Source organism: Alistipes sp. An31A (assembly GCF_002159425.1).
Classification (GTDB): Bacteria; Bacteroidota; Bacteroidia; order Bacteroidales; family Rikenellaceae; genus Alistipes; species Alistipes excrementigallinarum.
The window spans coordinates 14,218-34,292 of the sequence record NZ_NFIO01000016.1; the positions used below are offsets into that span (position 1 = coordinate 14,218).

Annotated in this window: 15 protein-coding genes, 1 tRNA gene and 1 riboswitch; of the genes, 9 read left to right on the top strand and 7 right to left on the bottom strand. The window is 63.5% G+C overall.

Annotated features, from left to right (window positions below):
• The first annotated feature begins 110 nt into the window (after positions 1-110).
• The 6 genes from B5F90_RS10090 to B5F90_RS10115 all read left to right on the top strand — a co-directional run bounded on the left by B5F90_RS10090 (position 111) and on the right by B5F90_RS10115 (position 8,003).
• Complete coding sequence (locus B5F90_RS10090) at positions 111-1,469, top strand: MATE family efflux transporter (protein ID WP_087362679.1); 1,359 nt, start codon at positions 111-113, stop codon at positions 1,467-1,469.
• A gap of 41 nt (positions 1,470-1,510) precedes the next feature.
• The gene (gene ricT, locus B5F90_RS10095) at positions 1,511-3,073 is read left to right on the top strand and encodes a regulatory iron-sulfur-containing complex subunit RicT (protein ID WP_087362680.1); all 1,563 of its coding nucleotides are present in this window, start codon (positions 1,511-1,513) and stop codon (positions 3,071-3,073) included.
• Positions 3,074-3,298: 225 nt separating this feature from the next.
• Complete coding sequence (locus B5F90_RS10100; RefSeq protein WP_087362681.1) at positions 3,299-3,721, top strand: hypothetical protein; 423 nt, start codon at positions 3,299-3,301, stop codon at positions 3,719-3,721.
• Between the two features lie 15 nt (positions 3,722-3,736).
• Positions 3,737-4,483 carry a tRNA (guanosine(46)-N7)-methyltransferase TrmB gene (gene trmB, locus B5F90_RS10105; protein ID WP_087362682.1) on the top strand — a complete coding sequence of 249 codons (747 nt, stop codon included), beginning with the start codon at positions 3,737-3,739 and terminating at the stop codon, positions 4,481-4,483.
• A 742-nt stretch (positions 4,484-5,225) separates the two neighbouring features.
• Positions 5,226-5,618 carry a BlaI/MecI/CopY family transcriptional regulator gene (locus B5F90_RS10110; RefSeq protein WP_087362683.1) on the top strand — a complete coding sequence of 131 codons (393 nt, stop codon included), beginning with the start codon at positions 5,226-5,228 and terminating at the stop codon, positions 5,616-5,618.
• Between the two features lie 57 nt (positions 5,619-5,675).
• Positions 5,676-8,003, top strand: a complete 2,328-nt coding sequence (locus tag B5F90_RS10115) for a M56 family metallopeptidase (protein WP_087362684.1) — start codon at positions 5,676-5,678, stop codon at positions 8,001-8,003.
• 190 nt (positions 8,004-8,193) lie between these two features.
• On the opposite strand, the gene B5F90_RS10120 is transcribed toward B5F90_RS10115, so the two are convergent.
• Positions 8,194-9,303, bottom strand: a complete 1,110-nt coding sequence (locus tag B5F90_RS10120; RefSeq protein ID WP_087362685.1) for an alkaline phosphatase — start codon at positions 9,301-9,303, stop codon at positions 8,194-8,196.
• 150 nt (positions 9,304-9,453) lie between these two features.
• Positions 9,454-10,938 (bottom strand): hypothetical protein, encoded by a 1,485-nt coding sequence (locus B5F90_RS10125; protein ID WP_087362686.1) that lies wholly within the window; start codon positions 10,936-10,938, stop codon positions 9,454-9,456.
• Positions 10,939-11,124: 186 nt separating this feature from the next.
• A riboswitch (cobalamin riboswitch) is annotated at positions 11,125-11,347 on the bottom strand.
• Positions 11,348-11,497: 150 nt separating this feature from the next.
• On the opposite strand from B5F90_RS10125, the gene ung reads away from it, so the two are divergent.
• Positions 11,498-12,160 (top strand): uracil-DNA glycosylase, encoded by a 663-nt coding sequence (ung, locus tag B5F90_RS10130; protein ID WP_087362687.1) that lies wholly within the window; start codon positions 11,498-11,500, stop codon positions 12,158-12,160.
• 159 nt (positions 12,161-12,319) lie between these two features.
• On the opposite strand, the gene B5F90_RS10135 is transcribed toward ung, so the two are convergent.
• The 5 genes from B5F90_RS10135 to B5F90_RS10155 all read right to left on the bottom strand — a co-directional run bounded on the left by B5F90_RS10135 (position 12,320) and on the right by B5F90_RS10155 (position 17,798).
• The gene (locus B5F90_RS10135; protein ID WP_022307628.1) at positions 12,320-13,180 is read right to left on the bottom strand and encodes an RNA polymerase sigma factor RpoD/SigA; all 861 of its coding nucleotides are present in this window, start codon (positions 13,178-13,180) and stop codon (positions 12,320-12,322) included.
• Positions 13,181-13,234: 54 nt separating this feature from the next.
• Positions 13,235-14,719, bottom strand: coding sequence for a Do family serine endopeptidase (locus B5F90_RS10140; protein WP_087362688.1), 1,485 nt, complete (start codon positions 14,717-14,719; stop codon positions 13,235-13,237).
• 491 nt (positions 14,720-15,210) lie between these two features.
• On the bottom strand, positions 15,211-16,287 hold the full coding sequence (locus B5F90_RS10145) for an alpha/beta hydrolase (RefSeq protein WP_087362689.1): 1,077 nt from the start codon (positions 16,285-16,287) through the stop codon (positions 15,211-15,213).
• A gap of 198 nt (positions 16,288-16,485) precedes the next feature.
• On the bottom strand, positions 16,486-16,851 hold the full coding sequence (locus B5F90_RS10150) for a cupin domain-containing protein (RefSeq protein ID WP_087362690.1): 366 nt from the start codon (positions 16,849-16,851) through the stop codon (positions 16,486-16,488).
• Positions 16,851-17,798, bottom strand: coding sequence for an NAD-dependent epimerase/dehydratase family protein (locus B5F90_RS10155; RefSeq protein ID WP_087362691.1), 948 nt, complete (start codon positions 17,796-17,798; stop codon positions 16,851-16,853). Before B5F90_RS10155 ends, B5F90_RS10150 begins: the two co-directional genes overlap by 1 nt.
• Positions 17,799-18,140: 342 nt before the next feature.
• On the opposite strand from B5F90_RS10155, the gene B5F90_RS10160 reads away from it, so the two are divergent.
• Positions 18,141-18,212: transfer RNA gene (locus tag B5F90_RS10160), tRNA-Thr, on the top strand.
• Between the two features lie 343 nt (positions 18,213-18,555).
• Entirely contained in the window at positions 18,556-19,707 is a 1,152-nt protein-coding gene (locus B5F90_RS10165) for a helix-turn-helix transcriptional regulator (protein ID WP_087362692.1), read from the top strand.
• The last annotated feature ends 368 nt before the right edge of the window (positions 19,708-20,075 follow it).

A 20,075-nucleotide genomic window follows, 5' to 3' on the forward strand; every position in this document is an offset into this window, starting at 1 on the left:
GAGTCGCTCCCGTCCGGCCTTTGCCGTATGCGGGCAGGAACGAATCTTGAAGGATGGTCGGTTTTCGGGAGAATTATTCGTACCTTTGCAGCCCTACTGCCATACGACGCATGTACCGATTCGCAACATACAAGGAGCAATACCGTGCTAACCTGCGGCTGGCCTTCCCCGTCGTGCTGACCCAGGTGGGACAGATTCTCACCCAGGTGGCCGACAACCTGATGGTCGGCCGCTACGGCGGTGAGGACTCCACGCCGCTGGCCGCCGTATCGTTTGGCGGCTCGGTCTTCTTCATCCTCTTCATCGCGGCCGTGGGGGTCGCGCTGGGACTTACGCCCCTCGTCGGCGAGCTCTACGCCCGCAGGGAGCGCGAGCGTTCGGCCCGGCTGCTCCACAACGGCATCCTCTTCTACACGACGCTGGGCTTCGCCGTCGGGGCGCTGCAGTATGCCGCCACACCGCTGCTCTACCGCCTCGGGCAGCCCGTCGAGGTGGTCGACATGGCCATCCCCTACTACCACATGCTGGTCTACAGCATGCCCTTCCTGATGCTCTTCTTCGCCTTCAAGCAGTTCCTCGAAGGGGTCGGCAACACGCGCGTGGAGATGGCCGTGACGATTTTCACCAACCTCTGCAACATCGGCTTCAACGCCCTGTTCATCTACGGCAACCTCGGATTTCCCGAGATGGGGGCCGAAGGCGCCGGTCTGGGCACGCTGCTCTCGCGCGCCATCGCCCCACTGCTGATGGTGGGCTACTTCCTCAAGCGCCCGCGCTACCGCCTCTACCTGCGCGGCTTCTCGCTGCGCAGCCTCAACCGCCGCGACATCCGCTCGCTGCTGCGCATGGGACTGCCCATTGCCTCACAGATGTTCCTCGAATCGTCGGCCTTCGTCGGCACGGGCATCATGATGGGCTGGTTCGGCAAGGAGGCGCTCAGCGCCAACCAGATAGCCATGACGCTGGGCAACTGCGCCTTCATGATTGTCCTCTCAATTGGCGCGGCGACGACCATCCGCGTCTCGCACTGCTACGGGCGGGGCAACATCGGCGAACTGACGCTGGCCGCACGTGCCTCGTACCACCTCGTGCTGGCGTGGAACACGCTGGCCGCACTCTGCTTCATCGCCCTCCACGCCTGGATTCCCACCCTCTTCACCTCGAACAGCGAGGTCATCGCCATCGCCTCGGAGCTGATGCTCTTTGCGGCGCTCTACCAGCTGGCCGACGGTGTGCAGAACGTCTCGGTGGGCATCCTGCGCGGCATCCAGGACGTGCACATCATCATGCCCATCGCGCTGGTCTCCTACTGGGTGCTCAACCTGCCGGTGGGCTATCTGCTGGGCTTCACGCTCGGCATGGGGCCCTCGGGACTCTTCGTGGGCTTCTCGTTCGGCCTCTCGGCCGCCGCCCTCATGCTGATACTCCGCATCCGACGCAGCGTTCACCGCCTGCGCACGGCCGCGTGAGGAATCGGAAAATTTTTGTATCTTTACGGAAATTTTACACCATGGACCAAACCGTAAACCACCATAAAAACTGCTGCAAACCCGAAATGGGACGCGGCTGCAGCTTCTGCGACTGCGGCTCCGAGTGCGAGGCGCTCCCCTGCGAGGGGTGCTTCAAGCTCCACGAAACCTCGTGGCTCGAGGATTATCCCGTCAACCTGCCGAGCGACATCGTGGAGGTGCGCTTCAAGAATACGCGCCGCTCGTTCTACCAGAACGTCAACCACCTCGACCTCAAGCGGGGCGACATCGTCGCCGTCGAGGCCTCGCCGGGCCACGACATCGGCATCGTCTCGCTGACGGGCGACCTGGTGGCCCGCCAGATGCGCCGCACGGGATTCACCCCCTACAACGGCGAGTACAAGAAAATCTACCGCAAGGCTAAGCCCTACGACATCGAACGCTGGCAGGAGGCCATCGCCCTCGAACACGAGACGATGATTGCCTCGCGGCAAATCGCCGCCGACATGGGTCTGAACATGAAAATCGGCGACGTGGAGTACCAGGGCGACAAAATCAAGGCCATCTTCTACTACATAGCCGACGAGCGCGTCGACTTCCGCGAGCTCATCAAGGTCTTCGCCGAGCGGTTCCACATCCGCATCGAGATGAAGCAAATCGGAGCGCGCCAGGAGGCGGGCCGCATCGGCGGTCTGGGCGCCTGCGGCCGCGAGCTGTGCTGCGCCTCGTGGATGTCGAGCTTCTCGAGCGTCACCACGGGAGCCGCCCGCACGCAGGACATCTCGCTCAACCCCCAGAAGCTCGCCGGACAGTGCTCGAAGCTCAAGTGCTGCCTGATGTACGAATACGACGCCTATGCCGATGCCCGCAAGGAGTTCCCGCGGCTGCGCGAGCCGCTGCTGACCGACGAAGGGGAGTTCCATCTGGTGAAGAGCGACATTCTGGCCGGAACGATGTCGTTCAGCAGCAGCAAGGATTCGATGGCCAACATCATCACGCTGCCCGTCTCGCGCGTGAAGGAGATTCTGGCGCTCAACCGTGCCGGCAAGCGCGCCGAGCAGCTGCAGGACGACAGCGACCTCGAACCCGATACCGACGAACCGTCGTTCCGTTCGGAGGAGGACAGCATCACGCGCTTCGACAACACCAAACGCCGCAGCCGCCGCAACCGCAACCGCCGCGAAAACGGCCGTGAAAACGGCCGCAACGGTCAGCACGGCAGCCGCCGCGAGAACGGCAACGGAGCCGCCGCGCAACAGGCCGAAGGCTCGGCCGAGGAGGCCCGTCCGACGGCTGAGAACGGCGCAGCGCCGCAGCGCGGCGGTGCCGAGAAGGGACACGGCCGCAACGACCGTTCGCGACGCCGCAACAACGGAGGCAATGGAAACAATGGCAACGGAGCCAACGGCAGTCAGGAGCACCGCGAGGAGCGCACCGCCGCCCCGGCCGAACAGCGTGCGGAGGGAGAGGCTCAGGGCAACCGTCCGCGTCAGAACCGCAACCGCAGCCGACACAACCGCCCGCGTCCGAACGGAGCCGCCGGAGGCGACGAGCGCCGCACGAAGAGCCGCCCCGAAGGGGGCCGCAAGGCGGAGGAAGCCTGATAACCCGCACGCCATCCAGACGAAAACCGGACATGGAGCGGGCAAACGCTAGGAACAATCATGAAGGCATCGAGCCGTAGAGAGAATCGACCGTACAGCACGGCTGAGACCGTCGCACAGCGCAGCAACATGCGCGCGGCGGAGCATGCGGGAGCTGCGGGGAGAATATGGAGCGTCGCCTCATGCGCGGGCAAAGCCCTCCGCACGGGGATACGCCGGGGATGGATGCTGCTCGCCGCAACGACGGTCTGCGCCGCCGCGGGCGGCTGCATGGCCCACACGCAGAGCGTCGCAGTCGATGTCGACACCCGTGACTGGAGCCGGCCGGCGCTCCTGTCGTTTACCAACAGCGACACCACCACGCTGCGCGACCTGCACCTCTTCGTCCGCTGCAACGAGCGCTTCGAGGCCGACTCGCTGCCGCTGCGCGTGATGCTCCTCTCGCCCGACTCGCTCCGCTTCGAAGAGCGCTTCGTGCTCCGCACCGAGCGCAGCGAGCTGCCCGCCGCACGGAGCCGCGTCTGCGAGGCTCCCTTCCGGAGCCGGGTCGTACTGCCCGACACGGGCCGCTACCGCCTCGTCATCGCCCCCGCAACGCCGCAGCGCGGCATCGAGGCGGTGGGCATCAACATCGTAAAAACAGAATAAACCGACCAATCCGTCATGGGAAAAGACAAACTGCGCCGTTTCAGCGAAAACCTCACCTTCAAGTGCTTCGTACAGCCCGAATTCGACGACATATTCCGTTGCGACCATCCGCTCAAGGGGCACTGGCAGCGCGATTTTTTCCACAACGACCATCCCATCGTCCTCGAACTGGGCTGCGGCAAGGGTGAATACACCGTGGCGCTGGCCGAACGCGAGCCCGGGCGCAACTTCATCGGCATCGACATCAAGGGGGCCCGCATGTGGCGCGGCGCCAAGACGGTCACCGAGCGGGGCATGACCAATGCCGCCTTCCTGCGCACGCGCATCGAGTTCATCGACCACCTCTTCGGCGAGGGGGAGGTCTCGGAAATCTGGATTACCTTCCCCGACCCGCAGCTCAAGACACGCCGGGCCAAGAAACGCCTCACCTCGCCGCTCTTCCTCGAGCGCTATGCCCAACTGCTGCGTCCCGACGGGTGGCTCAACCTCAAGACCGACTCGAAACACCTCTACGCCTACACGAACGAGGTTATCCGCCGCTTCGCGCTGCCGTGCGAAGTTTCCGAACCCGACATCTACGGCTCGGGCTTTGCCGACGAAACGCTCTCGGTCAAGACGGCCTACGAGACGCTCTTTCTCGAGAAGGGGCTCCCCATCACCTACACCCGCTTCTCGCTGGGCGGGCGCCGCGACTTCCCCTGGTTCGACTGGGAGGAGGACCAAAAGCTCGAAAAGGACAACGAGGAGGAGCGCCGCCGGTAAGACCGTTCGGGAGGACGCCTTTCTCATACGGAGGGCCTGTTGCACCGCCCCATTATCCCGTAATACCACACCCCGACGGGCAGTCCGCCCGCCGGGGCTCTTTTTGCCCGGGCTGAGCGCCTGACAAACCCCGCATCCAAACTGCCCTTCCACCGCGCGTCACTGTCTTCGGAGCTGCACCCCTTCATTCGAAGCTGCGCCAACCTCACCTTATCCACCGGCCGACGACACACCACCCCACTTGAACCGCTCCGCGCCCCTTCAAGCGACCGAACTGCCTCCGAACAGCCTCCCAACAGCCTCGACATTCCCTCCTTAACAACCCTCCGCCTCCATGCCCGTCCCCTTCACCCACTCTCTACGGATAAAAGCGCTCAGTCTACTAAAATTTTAGAAGAAATATTTGCATTTCTAAAAAATTAGTAGAATATTTGCATGGGGAGAGCACAGCAGAGAAAGATAAGCCCCCAGCGCACCGAACGAAGGGGCGTAAGAAGTAACCCGTCGCAGCGTCAGAAAGTGCAGAAAGCGCGACACGGTGGCGCATCGGACAGAGGGGCGGGAAAAACAACCCGTACCGACGTCAGAAGCAGAAAGGACGGATGGCAACCAGCACCACCCCGGCAAACGGAAGGCCTCAACGCAACCGCCCCACCCCGAAAAGCGGGCAGGAAGGAGCCTGAACCCGACGAACAGCAGCTCCGTCCGAGAGCTCACAAACCATAAAAAACGTAGAAAAACCATGGATACAAAGACGAACAACAGCACCCCCGCCCAGTCGCTCACGCGCGGCGAGGAGGAAATCATGCAGATACTCTGGCAGCTGGGCGAGGCGACGGTCAACGAGGTGATTGCCTGCACCCGGGAGCCGCACCCCAAGTACACGACCGTGGCCACGTTCCTCAAGATTCTGGAGAACAAGGGCTTTGTCGGCCACACGGCCGAGAGCAAGAGCCACCGCTACCACCCGCTCGTGGCCAAGGAGTCCTACGCCCGAAACGTCATGCAGTCGATGCTGGGCTCCTACTTCAACGGCTCGCTGGCTCAGATGGTCTCCTTCTTCTCGCAGCACGAACAGATTTCAATCAAGGAGATGGAGGAGATTCTCGAAATCATGCACTCCATCCGCAAATAGCGCCCGGAGCCGCCGACTCCCCGCACTCAGTCAACCAACCTCAAAAACGGACAAACCATGAAGGAGCTGACGACCTACCTCCTCGAATCGCTCGCCTGCGGCGGCGTACTCTACGCCTGCTACCGCCTGCTGCTCGACCGCCGCGTCGCCTTCGGCTGGTGCCGCGGCTGGCTGCTCGCCCTGCCGCTGCTCGCCGCCGTCATCCCGCTGCTGCGGATTCCCCTCTATCCGGGCGAGGTGATTTACCTCACGGCAGCGCCCGCTCCGCAGAGCGGGCTCCCCATCCCTGCCGAGGCGATGCCTGCCGCGGTGGCCGAAGCGGGACACATCACGGCCAGGGAGCTCCTCGCATGGCTCTACGCCGCAGGTGCGGCCGCGGTGCTCGGAGCCGCCGCCGCCCAGCTGTGGCGCATCCGGCAGCTCGGCCACGGCGCCGCAGTCACCCGCACGGGCCGCATGACACTCGTCCGCACGCGGCAGCAGTGCGCCGCGTTCTCCCTCTTCGGCAGGGTCTACGTCTGGGAGCAGCTCCCGCCCCGCGAGCTGGAGGCGGTGCTGCTGCACGAGGCGAGCCACATCCGCCGCCGACACTCGCTGGAGCGGCTCGCCATGGAGCTCCTCAAGGCGGCGCTGTGGTGGAACCCCTTCGTCTGGCTCGCCGCACGGCGGCTGGTCGAGGTCGAGGAGTACGAGGCCGACAGCGACGTGCTCGCATCGGGATATGCACTCAACAGCTACATAGATACCCTCTTCATGCAGCTTTTCGGTTATAGTCCGGAAATAGCCAACGGGCTGCGCAGTTCATTAACCAAAAAACGACTCAAAATGATGACTTCGAAGACCCCAAGCCGTCATGCACGGCTCCGACTTGCGGCCACACTGTCCTTCATCATCGGACTGCTCTGCGCCTTTGCCTTCACCTCACGAGCCGCAGTCATTCTGCCGGCCGAGACCGCCGAACCGGCCGCACTCGCCGCAACTACACCGGCTGCAACACCTGCTGCCACGGCCGAGACTCCCGCCGTCACCACCGAAATGAACCTGCAGCAGCCCGCAGCTGCCACGCCGGAGGTCTGGCCCTCGGACAAGGGCTGCCGCGTACACCTTGTAGTCGCCTTGAGGGACTTTACCCGGAACGGGAAACACGCCACGACGAAACGGGACGCCTCGGGGGTGATTGTTCGCGTCAAGGGCTCCACGCTGAGTGCGGTCACCGACAAAAAGGGGGTGGTCGAACTGACCGTACCGCAGGGGCACCTGCTCGAGGTCTCCCGCACGGGCTATGAGACCCGACTGGTCAAAGTTCCCCGCGAGGAGCGCTTCTCGCAGTCTGTCATACTCGACAAAAGCGCCGGCGATACGGACAACGAGGCCCGACAGCCCAAACAGGCCAAAGGTATTCGGTCCACCGACTTTTGTGACAAGAATGGCGTGGCGGGAACACCGCTCTACCTGGTCGACGGCATCGAAACCGACCCCAACGACATTCCGACAAACATCTATAATTTGACCATCATTCCGGCCGAGATAGCCGTGGATAATTACGGCGAGGAACGGGGACGCTTCGGCGTAGTGGATATAAGGACCCAAAACATTCGGGAGATGGCCCGGGAGACAGAGGGCTTCCCCTTCCCCGGGGGTGAAACGATGCCTTCGTTCGAGGGCGGTGACCTCGGAAAGTTCCGCCAATGGCTCCAGACTCAGGTGCGCTACCCGGCCAAGGCCATCGAACAGCAAATCGAGGGACGCGTCGTCTGCTCGTTCGTCGTCGAGCGCGACGGCTCGGTCTCCAACATCACGGCACTGCAGTCACCCGACCGGCTGCTCACCGACGAGGTGCGGCGCGTGCTCGCAACCTCACCCCGCTGGACCCCCGGCATGCAGAAGGGCAAAACGGTCCGCGTGAAGCTGGTCGTCCCGGTGTATTTCAAGCTTCCCCCAATCTCAATTGTGACTCCCATTGTCCTCGATGGAGAAGATGACGTGATACCACCAATCGAAGACATCCCATATCTGAAAGTCGATACGATGCCCCTCTTCCGGGATGGAAACCCATATGCCTTTTCCCAGTGGCTCCAGACACAGATACGCTACCCGGCTGAAGCGCTCAGGAAGCGAATCGAAGGGCGCATCATCTGCACGTGCGTAATCGAGCGCGACGGTTCGGTCTCAAACGTCCGGCCCCTCAAGATTGCCGACATATCGCTGTATGAAGAGGTGAAACGTGCGCTCAAGAACTCGCCCCGCTGGACGCCCGGCCGCCACAAAGGCAAAATCGTCCTCGTAAAGAAGGTACTGGTGGTCGATTTTTCCATCGAAGAGAAAAAGACCGATAACTCCACCGCAACAGTCCAAGGAAACATCACCGTTTTACCGACCGAATAGCCCGAGTCTGAAGGGACCCGGGAAGAAGCGGACAGAGAGAACATATCCGACCATCAAGCGGAAGAGGGCGCCCGACCTGGTTCAGCGGGCACCCTCTTTTTTGTCGTTCCGCTCCATCCGGGGCGGGAAGGGGTCAATATGCGGCCGGGAAGAGGTGCGGCAGAGGCGCCGACCGCTCCGGAGCGCAGCATCAGTTCTGCGGCAGGCCGAGCAGCCGAGCCAGACGCTGCGAGAGCTGCGTGTTGTCCATCACACCGCCCAGGCGCCCGGCCCCCGTGCCGTAGAAGTATACCGGCACGAGCGTTCCGGTATGGCTTTTCGAGCCGAAGTTGTACTGCAGACCGTTTTCGGCCTGCGTGAAGTCCTCGTCGTTAGCCGGAATCGACAGCCCGCCCGTCTCGTGGTCGGCTACGACCACCACGAGCGTTCCGGGGTGTGCATCGGCATAGTCCATCGCCTCACCAACGGCGGCGTTGAAGTCGCGCATCTCGGCCAGAAGGCGTTCGGCATCGTTGTCGTGGGCCGCCATGTCGATGAGCGACCCCTCGACAAGCAGCATCCAGCCGCGGTGCAATGAATCGTCGGCCGTGAGCAACTCGAGCGCCTTGCGCGTCGCCCGCGGAAGGTAGTCGCCGCGCCGGGGCGCCGCCTCGAGGTGCTTCTCGGCAAAGGCCCCCAGGACACGTCCGCTGTGGAGCGTGTCGGTCTGCTCAAACCGGTCGACCACCGTATACCCGCGTCGGCGGAAGGCGTCGAAATAGGTGCCTCCGTCGGAGCACTCCTCCGCAAGCCACTTGCGGCCGCCCCCGAAGAGCACGTCGACGCCGCTCGCCAACAAATCGCGGGTAATCGTATCGACATCACCCCGCCGGGCCACATGGGCGTAGAAGGCCGCCGGCGTGGCGTGCTGCAGGTAGCAGCTCACCACGATGCCGCTCCGCAGACCGGCCTTTTCGGCGCGCATCATGAGCGACTCGTAGCGCTCGCCATCGAGCGACTGGCCGATGGTTCCGTTGCCGGTCTTGTGACCCGTTGCAAGCGCCGTCGCCGCGGCGGCCGAGTCGGTCACGCGGTTGTTGGCCGAGCGCGTGCAGACCAGCCCCACGCTTTGTGCGCGGTCGAACGAGGTCGGCGCGTAGCCGTTCTCGACCATCAGCATCGAGACATGGGCCAGACCCATGCCGTCGCCCACCATGAAAATCAGGTTGCGGACCTCGCCCTCGGGGTTCGCGGCCCGGACACCGCCCCACGCAAGGAGGCTCAGCGTCCAGACAAGCAGGATTGTCGCAGTCTTCTTCATAACAGGTACAAAGATAGCCCTTTTTCCGCGAAAATACACCGCCCGAAGGCAGGTTTCACCGCAACGTCATCGCATCGTAACACCGCAGCCGCTCCCGACCGGCTCCGTCACAGCCAGATTTGCCCCGCCCATCGGTCCGGCCGCCGGCGCCTACTCGCGCTGGCAGCGGACGTTGTAGCCGTAGGCGGCGTCGGACTTGTCGGTCGACTGGGGCTGGAGCAGCTTGCCCGTACTGAGCCGCTTGGAGATGTAGAAGTGCGAGATGGTCCGTCCCGAGCGGTAGTTCGACCAGTAGTGACCCGTGCGCGTCGTGGCGAGCCCCACGAGATTGCCCCGGTCGCGGTTGCGGTAGCCCTGCGCGGGGTACCAGTCCTTCGTCCCCTCGTGCGTATAGGTCATGCCGTAGAGCGTGCCGTCCCACGTGCTCACCCCCTCGATGTAGCGGTCCGCCTCGTCGGCAAAGTCGTCCCACGTATCGCGGTCGGGAACGCGGTAGCCCGGAGGACAGGGGTCGTAGATGCTCTTCTGCGTGCCCCACAGGTCGTCACGCGGCGAGGCCAGCCAGTCGTAGGTGCCCGTCGTCCCCTTGTTCGAGAGGAAGGTCATGGGGTGCGCCGCGGCATACTCGAGTGTCGAGAACTCGGCACCGGAGGCCTGCTGCCAGGCGTGCGCCTCGGCAAAGGCGGGGTTGACCGTGGTACCCGCCCGGGCCTGCGCCATGCTCTCGGCCGAACTCTCGGTCGTCACGCCCCCGCAGAAGGGCTCCTTGCGCCCCCACTGGTAGTAGAGGCCGTAGGCGGTCGTCTCGCCGGGCGTGGCGGAGGTGGCCCCCAAGTTGCGGTCCTGCATCACGCGGCCGTTGGCGTAGGTGACCGTCGCGGGCTGTTCGGTGAACCAGAGGTGCCAGCTCCAGAGGATGGCCCCCTGCGCGTCGGTCAGCACCACCAGCGCATTGCCCGCCACGAAAGGCTCGGCCGTGAGGTAGATTCTCCCGCGAGCCGCATCGAGCCGCACCTCGCCGAGCGTCGCCTCGACGCCCGTCGTGGCCCAGAGCCAGTCGGCACGCATGTCGTCGGTGAGCGCGATGGAGGCCCCGTCGCCCGAGCCGTTGCCGCACACCGTGGCGTCGAACATGTAGCGGCCCGCCGCCGAAATGATGTAGCAGTTGGCGCGCCCCGCAGCACTGAGCTCCTCGGCCGCGGGACCCGGGTCGGGCTCCGGTTCCGGGTCGGGCACGGCCGGTTCGACCACGCGCACCGCAATCGAGGCCTCGCGGCGCAGCCCCTCCGGAGCGGTCACCGTCACCGTAAGGCGCGTCTTCACCTCCTTCTCGGGGGCCTGCGCCTTCAGCACGCACGGCATGGATGCGGCCTCGACCTTCCCCTGCTCGACGGAGAGCTTCCACTGGGAGGCATCCTCGCCCGCGGCCGCCGCCGCGAACTCCAGCCCCGCGAACTCCGTGCTGCGGACCGTGAAGGGGATGCTGCGCTGCTCACCCGGCGCAAATTCGACCTCGGAGGCGTCGGCAAAGGCCACCTCCAGCTGACGTACGGGAGGTTCGACGCCTCCCTCCTTTCGGTCGTGGCAGCCGCACAGAAGCAGCAGACACGACACCATGAAACCCGTTTTCTTCATACATATCAATTTTAGGTTGAACGAAATGGTCCGTCATCACGCTCCGCACGGGCATGGAACAACACCTCCCGGCACTCCGACCAGGCGGAGCACCGCAGGGACGAACCTGCAAACGGGCTGACCATCGAGACTGAAGGGGGGGGTAAGTCGGCAGCCGCAGAATCCTTCCATTCACCGTAGAAGCACAATTCGCACAGGCACGGCGGCAGGTCTTCTGACTCGCTCCACGACCGACGCCTTCCCGACTCCGCGGAGCCAGTGGCACAAAGAGGTCGGCCGATGCCCCGCAGCTTCGAAGCAGCAGGGCCGGAGCACACAGCAACGGGAATTGTTACCGATTCGCACGGTATTCCCTTTTCATTCCCGGCCGCCGCAACGGGGCCGGGAAACCGACGTGCGGGGACAAAGATAGACAAAGCGCCGGCGTATGCAAGCGCAGCCGGCCATTCGGCCCACTTTCGGCGCCCAAACGGACAACCGCCGGGGCGATTGCCGACGCGGAAGGCGGAAAAGTGGCGCTTTTTTACTACTTTTACTCCGCAAAAACAGGAGAGACATCATGGATGTAAGAATCGCCCCCGATTGGAAAGCCATCCTCGAACCCGAGTTCGAGAAGCCCTATTTCGCCGAGCTGACCCGCTTCGTGCGCGAGGAGTACGCCTCGCGACGCATCTATCCGCGCGGCAGCAACATCTTCCGCGCCTTCGACAAGTGCCCCTTCGAGCGGCTCAAGGTGGTCATCATCGGGCAGGACCCCTACCACGGTCCGGGGCAGGCCAACGGGCTCTGCTTCTCGGTGGGCGACGGCGTCCCCTTCCCCCCTTCGCTGCAGAACATCTTCAAGGAGGTGAGCGACGACACGGGGGCGCCCTACCCCTCGAGCGGCAACCTTGACCGCTGGGCCGAGCAGGGGGTGCTGCTGCTCAACTCGGTGCTCACCGTACGCGAGCACGAGGCCGCCTCGCATGCGGGCCACGGCTGGGAGACCTTCACCGACGCCGTCGTGAAGGCCATCAACGAGCGCCGGCAGGGCATCGTCTACATGCTCTGGGGCAGCTACGCGCAGCGCAAGGGGGCCATTGCCGACCCCACGCGCAACTGCATTCTGAAGGCCGTACACCCCTCGCCGCTTTCGGTCTACCGCGGTTTCTTCGGCTGCCACCACTTCTCGCGCGCCAACGAATACTTCGTCAGCCAGGGCAAGGAGCCGATTGTCTGGTAGTCGCCTCCCCGACGCGCGGCCGCTCCCGACCGAATGCAAAAATCGCCGGCTCCTACGAAAAACAGGCCCGCTTCCGACCGGGCATAAAAAAAGGCCGCTTCCCCGACGGGGAGCGGCCCTTCTCTTATGTGGCGGCAGGCAGGCCCTGCCTCTCAAACGTTATCCCAGATAGGACTTCAGCAGCTTCGAGCGCGACGAGTGGCGCAGGCGGCGAATCGCCTTCTCCTTGATTTGGCGCACACGCTCGCGCGTGAGGTCGAACTTCTCGCCAATCTCCTCGAGCGTCATCTCCGAGCAGCCGATGCCGAAGAAGTACTTGATGATGTCGCGCTCGCGCTCGGTAAGCGTCTCCAGCGCACGGTCCACCTCCGTTGCAAGCGACTCGTTGATGAGCCCGCGGTCGGCGTTGGGCGAATCGGGGTTCACCAGCACGTCGAGCAGCGAGTTGTCCTCACCGTCGGCAAACGGGGCGTCGACCGAGACGTGGCGGCCCGCCACACGCAGCGTGTCGGTCACCTTCTCCTTCGGGAGCTCCAGCTCCGAGGCCAGCTCTTCGGGCGACGGCGTACGTTCGTGCTCCTGCTCGAAACGGGCGAAGGCCTTGTTGATTTTGTTGAGCGACCCCACCTGGTTGAGCGGCAGACGCACGATGCGCGACTGCTCGGCCAGAGCCTGGAGAATCGACTGGCGAATCCACCACACGGCATACGAGATGAACTTGAAGCCGCGCGTTTCATCGAACTTCTCGGCCGCCTTGATAAGTCCGAGGTTGCCCTCGTTAATCAGGTCCGGCAGGCTGAGGCCCTGATTCTGGTATTGTTTGGCGACCGACACGACGAAGCGCAGATTGGCCTTCGTCAACTTCTCGAGCGCCTCCTGGTCTCCCTTCTTGATTCGCTGGGCGAGTTCCACCTCTTCCTCCACCGTGATGAGCTCCTCCTTGCCAATCTCCTGAAGATACTTGTCCAGTGAGGCACTCTCACGGTTGGTGATGGATTTCGTGATTTTTAACTGACGCATGTTTCTCTATTTCTCCTCTCAATTAAGTTTCCATATCCCGCCCGCATCAGGGAGCTACTCCACCAGGACGTAGCTGGCTGCGCGGCCGTTGGGGTAGATGCCGTCGATGGAACGAACCTTCTCGGTCATGCGCTGCAGGTCGGCAAGCGACAGAACCTGATGGTCGTTGATGTGGGTGATGACGAATCCTTCGCGTACACGGGCACGGGCCAGAATTCCGTCCGCCTTGATGCTCACCACCTGAACGCCGCCGCGGATATCCAACTCACGGCACAGCTTCGAGCCTGCATCGGCGAACTTGCCACCCAGAATCTCGACCACATCGACATCTTCCCGGGTCAATAATTCCGTTTTACCAGCCTTATTACGCAGAGTGACCTCCATTTGTTTCACCTTTCCGTCTCTTTTTACCGATAATTTGACCTTATCGTTGGGACGATGCTTGGCAACCTGCTCCTGGAGCGTCGAGGCCTGCTCGAGCTTCACACCGTCGATGTCGAGGATGATGTCGCCCTTGCGGATGCCCGCTTCGGAGGCGGCACCGCCGTCGAGCACGCTCGCCACGTAGACGCCGCCCAGCTCGTCGATGCCCAGCTCCTTGCCCTCACTGTCGAGGAAGGCCTGGTCGACCGGACGGAACGTGATACCCAGCATGGCGCGCTGCACGACGCCGTACTCCTTGAGGTCCATGACCACCTTGCGGACAATCGATTCGGGCACGGCGAACGAATAGCCCACGTAGCTGCCCGTCTGCGACTGGATGAGCGTATTGATGCCCACCAGCTCACCGTGCGTGTTGACCAGCGCACCGCCCGAGTTGCCGGGGTTGACCGCCGCATCGGTCTGGATGAAGGATTCGATGCTGAACTCGCTCGGGATGACGCCCAGCTGACGCGCCTTGGCACTCACGATGCCGGCCGTGATGGTCGACTGCAGGTTGTAGGGCGAGCCGATGGCCAGCACCCATTCGCCCAGACGCAGCGCGTCGGAGCTGCCGAAGGGGAGCGTCGGAAGGTCCTTGCCCTCAACCTTGATGAGCGCCACGTCGGTCGTCGGGTCCGAGCCGATGATTTTAGCATCGAAGACACGGCCGTCGTTGAGCTTCACGCGCAGCTTGGTGGCATCCTCGATGACGTGGTTGTTGGTCACGATGTAACCGTCGGGCGAGATAATCACGCCCGAGCCGCCAGCACGGCGCTCCTGCTTCTGCGGTTCGCCGCCGCGGTTGAAGCCCCGCTGCGGGATGCCGAAGAATTCGAGGAAGGGGTCATAGCCGAAGCTGCCGCCGCGCACCTCGACCTCCTGTACCGCCTCGATGTTGACCACTGCCTTGACGGCATTCTCCGCCGCATAGGTCAGGTCGGGATAGCGGTCCGATTCGTACGACGTGAAGTGGGTGCCGAGCGCCGGCGTGCGCTCCACCTCATGGTTGATATAGGTCACGCCCGGCTCCATGTTGCGGCCGAGCACCCAGGCCGTGGTTCCGCCGGCAGCGGCGGCCACGGCAATGATTCCCAGATAAAAAAATACCTTTTTCATAACATGCAAAAACTTTGGTTTCATTCTATTCGAAGTCTTTTTGCATCATAGGCACATCCTTGTTTTTGCTGGACAAACGCAACCCGTCGGCCGCTTATTATGCCGAAGGGCAAGAAAAACGTCGGAACGGCCCCCGGCGGCACGACGTTCGTTCGGCCGGGGCGTCTTCCCAGGCCCCAGCTCCAACAACCGTCCCAAAGATGCACGCCGCCCGGCGGCGGGACCGGCTCCGCTCCGCCGGGCGTCCGAACGGAACACCTCAACCCCCGAAGCACGACCGACAAAGTTCCGGCACAGCGGGGCGCAAGGCGCCGTGCGACCTATAAAAAGCGCCCCGCAGCCATACGAATCAGACTGCGGGGCACACGGTGCGTCATCGGAGGTGAAAAGGAGGTCTCGGTCTGCGGGACGGCTGCAAAGACGGCTGCGGAGAGGAAAAACGGCCGGGATAGCTGCAGAGCCGAGCGCGGAGAGAGCAAGCCGGCCGGGAATCAACGGCCGGAGGCGGCTGCAGCGGGCGCTTGTCCAGATGCCGGGGCGGCCGGGGTGTCCTCGGCAGCAGTTGCTTCATGCCCGGCTGCCAGGTCGTCCGCCGCGGTCGGAGCCTCAAAACGGGGCACCCCGTCGATGTAGCGGCCGACGAAGGCGGCCACGCGGCGCGTATACTCGTCGGGGTTGTCGTGGTAAGACATGGCATGGGCGGCGCCGGGGACCACCCACAACTTCTTCTCACCCGGCTTGGCCTCGAAGAGCGGGTAGACCATACCGGTGGGGACGAAGTCGTCGGCATCGCCGTGGATGAAGAGCATCGGCAGCCGGCAGCGCTTCACCTGCTCGAGCGCCGAGGCCTCGCGGAAGCTCCAGCCGTACTTCACCCGGCAGAGCGCATCGGCCACGTTGAGCAGCGGGAAGGTCGGCAGCGAGAAGCGCTCGCCAAGCTCCTTGGCAAACTGCTCCCAGACGCTCGTATAGCCGCAATCCTCGACAAAGCACTTGACGTAGGGGCGCTGCTCCTCACCCGAGAGCATCATCGTCGTGGCGGCCCCCATCGAGATGCCGTGGACGACCATCTGCGTATGACCGCCGAAGAGCGAATCGGCCACCTCCATCCAACGCAGCACGTCCAGCCGGTCGAGCCACCCCATGCGGATGGCCCGTCCCTCGCTGCGGCCGTGGTAGTAGAGGTCGGGCAGCAGGATGTTGAAGCCCAGGTCGTGGTTATAGAGGTAGCCGACCATGAGCATCCGCTCGGCGCAGTCGGTATATCCGTGGACAATCACGGCCGTGCGGTCGGTCGGCCGGGGTGCGGCGGCGTAGAGCGCATGGAGGCGTTCCCCCTCCCGGCCGCGGATGGTCGTGTCGCGCAGCGCTCCAGTCCGCTCGAGGCTGTCGAGCCAGGGAACGACGGCAGGATATTCCGTGCGGATGTACTCGCGGGCCGAGGCGTTCTTGGCGGCCATCACCGCGTCGGGCTTCAGGGCATAGGAGAGCAGGTAGAGGCCTCCGCCCACCGAGGCGGCGACAAGCAGCAGCAGAATGGCTGCAAGGTATTTCCAGAATCGTTTCATCGTTGCGTATTGTCCCTATTGGGTTTGCTCAGGGCCGTCCCCTCCGAACGGGGCATGGGTAGCCGTTCTGTCCGGCTCAAAATCCGCGCCGGAACGGCTCCGAAGGGGCGCTCCGGGATGCGGGCCCCGACGGCCACGGAGCAGGGAGGGCCCTCTTCGGCCTGCGGCCGAGGAGAGCCCTCCGCACATGCGTATGAATCATTCGGCCGGCTCCGAGAGCGGCAGACCGTCGCTCCCGGCGTAGACCATCACCAGCTCGACGGGCTCCTCACCGCGGTTTTCGCCGTAGTGGAGCCGCCCCACCATCTCGATGACCCCTTCGCCGGCGCGGAAGCTCCGCTCGCGGCCGTCGTCGGCCACCACCGTCAGCTCGCCGCGCAGCACCATGCCGGCATTGATGACCGGATGGCGGTGCAGCGCCAGACGGGCGTGCGGCGCCACCTCGTAGTGGACCACCGTCACGCGGGGCCGCCCCGTCGGATAGTCGGGCAGCGGCGCCCCGTCCCAACTGACGGAGGAGTCGGCCACACACGTGGCCCGGACCCCCTCCTTCGGCCGCTCCATCACTTGCCCATCTTGCGCCGGATGTGTTCCAGCATGTCGTCGGTCATGCGCGAGAGGTCCCACTCGGGCTTCCAACCCCACTCTTCGCGGGCGCAGGTGTCGTCGAGCGAATTGGGCCAGCTCTCGGCAATCTCCTTCTTCACAGGGTCGATGTCGTAATCCATGCGGAAGTCGGGCAGACGCTTGCGGATTTCGGCATAGATGATTTCGGGCGTGAAGCTCATCGAGGCGAGATTGAAGCTGTTGCGGTGGACGAGCTTCGAGGGGTCGGCCTCCATCAGCTCGACGCAGGCGCGCAACGCATCGGGCATGTAAATCATGTCCATATAGACGTCGCCCGGAACGGGGCAGGTGAAGTGACCCGACTTGATGGCCTCGTAGTAAATCTCCACGGCGTAGTCGGTCGTGCCGCCGCCCGGCAGCGTCACGTTGGAGATGATGCCCGGGAAGCGCACCGAACGGGTGTCGACCCCGAACTTGTGGTGGTAGTAGTTGCTCAGCAGCTCGCCGGTCACCTTGCAGACGCCGTAGATGGTCGTCGGCTGCATGATGGTATCCTGCGGCGTCTTGTCCTTGGGCGAGGTGGGGCCGAAGGCGCCGATGGAGCTCGGAGTAAAGAGGGCGCAGTGGTGCTGGCGCGCCACCTCGAGCGAGTTGTTCAGCGCCCCCATGTTGACGCTCCACGCCATCTGGGGATTCCGCTCGCCCACGGCCGAGAGCAGCGCCACGAGGTTGAAAATCGTATCGACGTGATAACGGGCCACCACGGAGGCCATGGCCGTAGCGTCGAGGGCGTTGAGCACTTCGAAGGGGCCAGTTTCACCCAGAGTCTTGCACTCGCGCATGTCGGTTGCGACCACGTTGGAGCCGCCGTAAATGTTACGCAGGTAGACCGTCAGTTCGGAACCAATCTGGCCGCCGGCGCCTACTATCAGGATTCGTTTCATCTGTTTGAGATTATGGTTTGGAAGTAAAGTTAGCGAAAGAATATGAAAATCGACACTTTTTTCGCAACTTTTTCACGCAAACCGAAAAAATTCCCGCACGACGAGTGCGCCCCGCCTCGCAAGGGAGCGCTCCGGCACGGCCGAGGACGGCCTGAGCACCGTCCGCCGCCCCGAACGCCCGGTGCCGGCCGGAGGCTGCGCCGAGGCCGTCCTCCAGCCACTCCGCGCCATCCGGGAAGGCCTGCCGGGCGGCCCGCTCTAAAAATTTATCGCGAAAAAAGGCGTTTTTATTTGGCCGTTTCAAAATTCTTATATACTTTTGCACCACTCTTAAAGAGGAATGCTGTTGTAGCTCAGTGGTAGAGCACTTCCTTGGTAAGGAAGAGGTCACGAGTTCAAGCCTCGTCAACAGCTCTGAAGGGCGCTGCGAAAAGACGCCGAAACAAGCAAAAAGCCTTATGTATCGATGATATGTAAGGCTTTTTCATTTTTATCCGCCTTCTGATTAGACGGCCGGAATCTCCCCGAGGGGCAAAGCGCCCATCGAGATGCACGAACCGCCTCTTCCGGCCCCGGGTTACGGGGAACCGGGCCGGCCCAGCGGCCCCGCTGGCCCCGTTCAACAGCCGGCGGCGCCCGAGGGTCAAAGACCGGCGGCGATATTTTCATCCGGGCAAAAGAGTTTCACCCCGTGCGGAGACACCCAATCGAATTATTGCGTACCTTTGTTGCAAATGCTTTCAAGCCCGATACGCGCATGAATCTTCCGCTCTACGAATATTCGCTCTGCATCGCCCTGCCGCTGATGCTCTTCTTCGGCGCCTACTTCCTGCTGGCTCCGACCCCCGACAAGGCGATTTTCTCGAACTACCTCCGCTCGCGGCGCATCATGGGCTGTGCACTGCTGCTTCTGGCGGCCAACTACGCGGTCCACTTCTTCTTCGAGGTGCGGCTGCGCAACGTCAATGCCGCCATCCTGATGAACCTCTCAACCTACTTCCTCTGCTACTGGCTCTTCAGCTCGGCACTCACCACGCTGCTCGACCGCTTCTACATCACGCGCCGCCGGCTGCGTTTCCACCTCTCGGCATGGGTGCTCTTCACGCTCCTCTCGGGCGTCATCCTGCTGGGGCTGCCCGAGGGCGCGGCCCAGCGGGCAGGGCTGACGGTGATGGCCGCCTGGCTCGTGGGCTACGGGCTGTGGCTGGCCCGACGGCTTATCCTCGCCTACCGCCGCGCCGTGCGCCTCTTCGACGACACCCACTCCGACAACATCGGCGCCTACATCCGCTGGATGTCCGTCTTCACGTGGTGGGCCGTCATCTTCGGCGTCGGCTGCGGACTGCTCACCTTCCTGCCCGACCGCTACATCTTCCTGTGGATTCTCTCGTCGGTGCCCTTCTACATCTACCTCTACTGCTCCTACATGAACTACCTGCTCCTCTACGAGCGGGTCGAGCAGGCGCTCGAGGAGGAGCTCCCCGCGGAGGAGGAGCCCGCCGCAGCTTCGGACGACCCGGAGAGCCCGGACGACACGCCGGACCGCGAAGCCCGGCCCCTCCACACCGACCTTGCGGCGCGGCTCTCCGGGTGGATTGCCGCCGACGGCTACCTCCGGCCGGGGCTGACCATCCGCGAGCTGGCCGATGCGCTGCACACCAACCGCACCTACCTCTCGGAGTACATCAAGGCGACCGGCAACGGCTCGTTCCGCGACTGGATTACCGACCTGAGGATGGAGTACGCCAAACGACACATGCTCCGGCACCCCGAGTTGAACATCACCGAAATCGCCGAGGCTGCGGGCTTCGTCTCGCCGAGCCATTTCACCCGCATGTTCAAGACCCGCGAGGGGGTCTCCCCCTCCAACTGGCGCAAACTGCAGGGCGAAGACGGCCCCGTTTTGTAGCGCCAACCGGCCTCGGACGGTCGCGTTTTGTAGCTCCGGCCGGCCTCTGACGGCCCCGAATTCTTGCCTAAACAACAATTTTTCTTGCCTAAACGACAAAATTGACAACCGGGACTTTCCAGTTCCGGTTTTTCTGTTAATTTTGTTCTCGAACCATGCCCCGAAACCAGGCTTCCCGGCTTCCATCCGAACAAAATTTCCAATACCATGAATAGATTGCTGACCCTATTGTTTGCGTTGGGCCTCCTCGCGGGCCCAACCTTCGGCCAGACGGCAGACAACCCCTCCGACCCTGCCCCGGCCGAGTATACCTTCCGCTTCGTGGCGGGCGACGACATGTTCTACATCCCGTGGAACGGCAACGGCGA

Bases quoted from the DNA above. Each gene is read 5' to 3' on its own strand.
- B5F90_RS10090 (WP_087362679.1), top strand. From the start codon at position 111: ATGTACCGATTCGCAACATACAAGGAGCAATACCGTGCTAACCTGCGG.
- ricT (WP_087362680.1), top strand. From the start codon at position 1,511: ATGGACCAAACCGTAAACCACCATAAAAACTGCTGCAAACCCGAAATG.
- B5F90_RS10100 (WP_087362681.1), top strand. From the start codon at position 3,299: ATGCTGCTCGCCGCAACGACGGTCTGCGCCGCCGCGGGCGGCTGCATG.
- trmB (WP_087362682.1), top strand. From the start codon at position 3,737: ATGGGAAAAGACAAACTGCGCCGTTTCAGCGAAAACCTCACCTTCAAG.
- B5F90_RS10110 (WP_087362683.1), top strand. From the start codon at position 5,226: ATGGATACAAAGACGAACAACAGCACCCCCGCCCAGTCGCTCACGCGC.
- B5F90_RS10115 (WP_087362684.1), top strand. From the start codon at position 5,676: ATGAAGGAGCTGACGACCTACCTCCTCGAATCGCTCGCCTGCGGCGGC.
- B5F90_RS10120 (WP_087362685.1), bottom strand. From the start codon at position 9,303: ATGAAGAAGACTGCGACAATCCTGCTTGTCTGGACGCTGAGCCTCCTT.
- B5F90_RS10125 (WP_087362686.1), bottom strand. From the start codon at position 10,938: ATGAAGAAAACGGGTTTCATGGTGTCGTGTCTGCTGCTTCTGTGCGGC.
- ung (WP_087362687.1), top strand. From the start codon at position 11,498: ATGGATGTAAGAATCGCCCCCGATTGGAAAGCCATCCTCGAACCCGAG.
- B5F90_RS10135 (WP_022307628.1), bottom strand. From the start codon at position 13,180: ATGCGTCAGTTAAAAATCACGAAATCCATCACCAACCGTGAGAGTGCC.
- B5F90_RS10140 (WP_087362688.1), bottom strand. From the start codon at position 14,719: ATGAAAAAGGTATTTTTTTATCTGGGAATCATTGCCGTGGCCGCCGCT.
- B5F90_RS10145 (WP_087362689.1), bottom strand. From the start codon at position 16,287: ATGAAACGATTCTGGAAATACCTTGCAGCCATTCTGCTGCTGCTTGTC.
- B5F90_RS10150 (WP_087362690.1), bottom strand. From the start codon at position 16,851: ATGGAGCGGCCGAAGGAGGGGGTCCGGGCCACGTGTGTGGCCGACTCC.
- B5F90_RS10155 (WP_087362691.1), bottom strand. From the start codon at position 17,798: ATGAAACGAATCCTGATAGTAGGCGCCGGCGGCCAGATTGGTTCCGAA.
- B5F90_RS10165 (WP_087362692.1), top strand. From the start codon at position 18,556: ATGAATCTTCCGCTCTACGAATATTCGCTCTGCATCGCCCTGCCGCTG.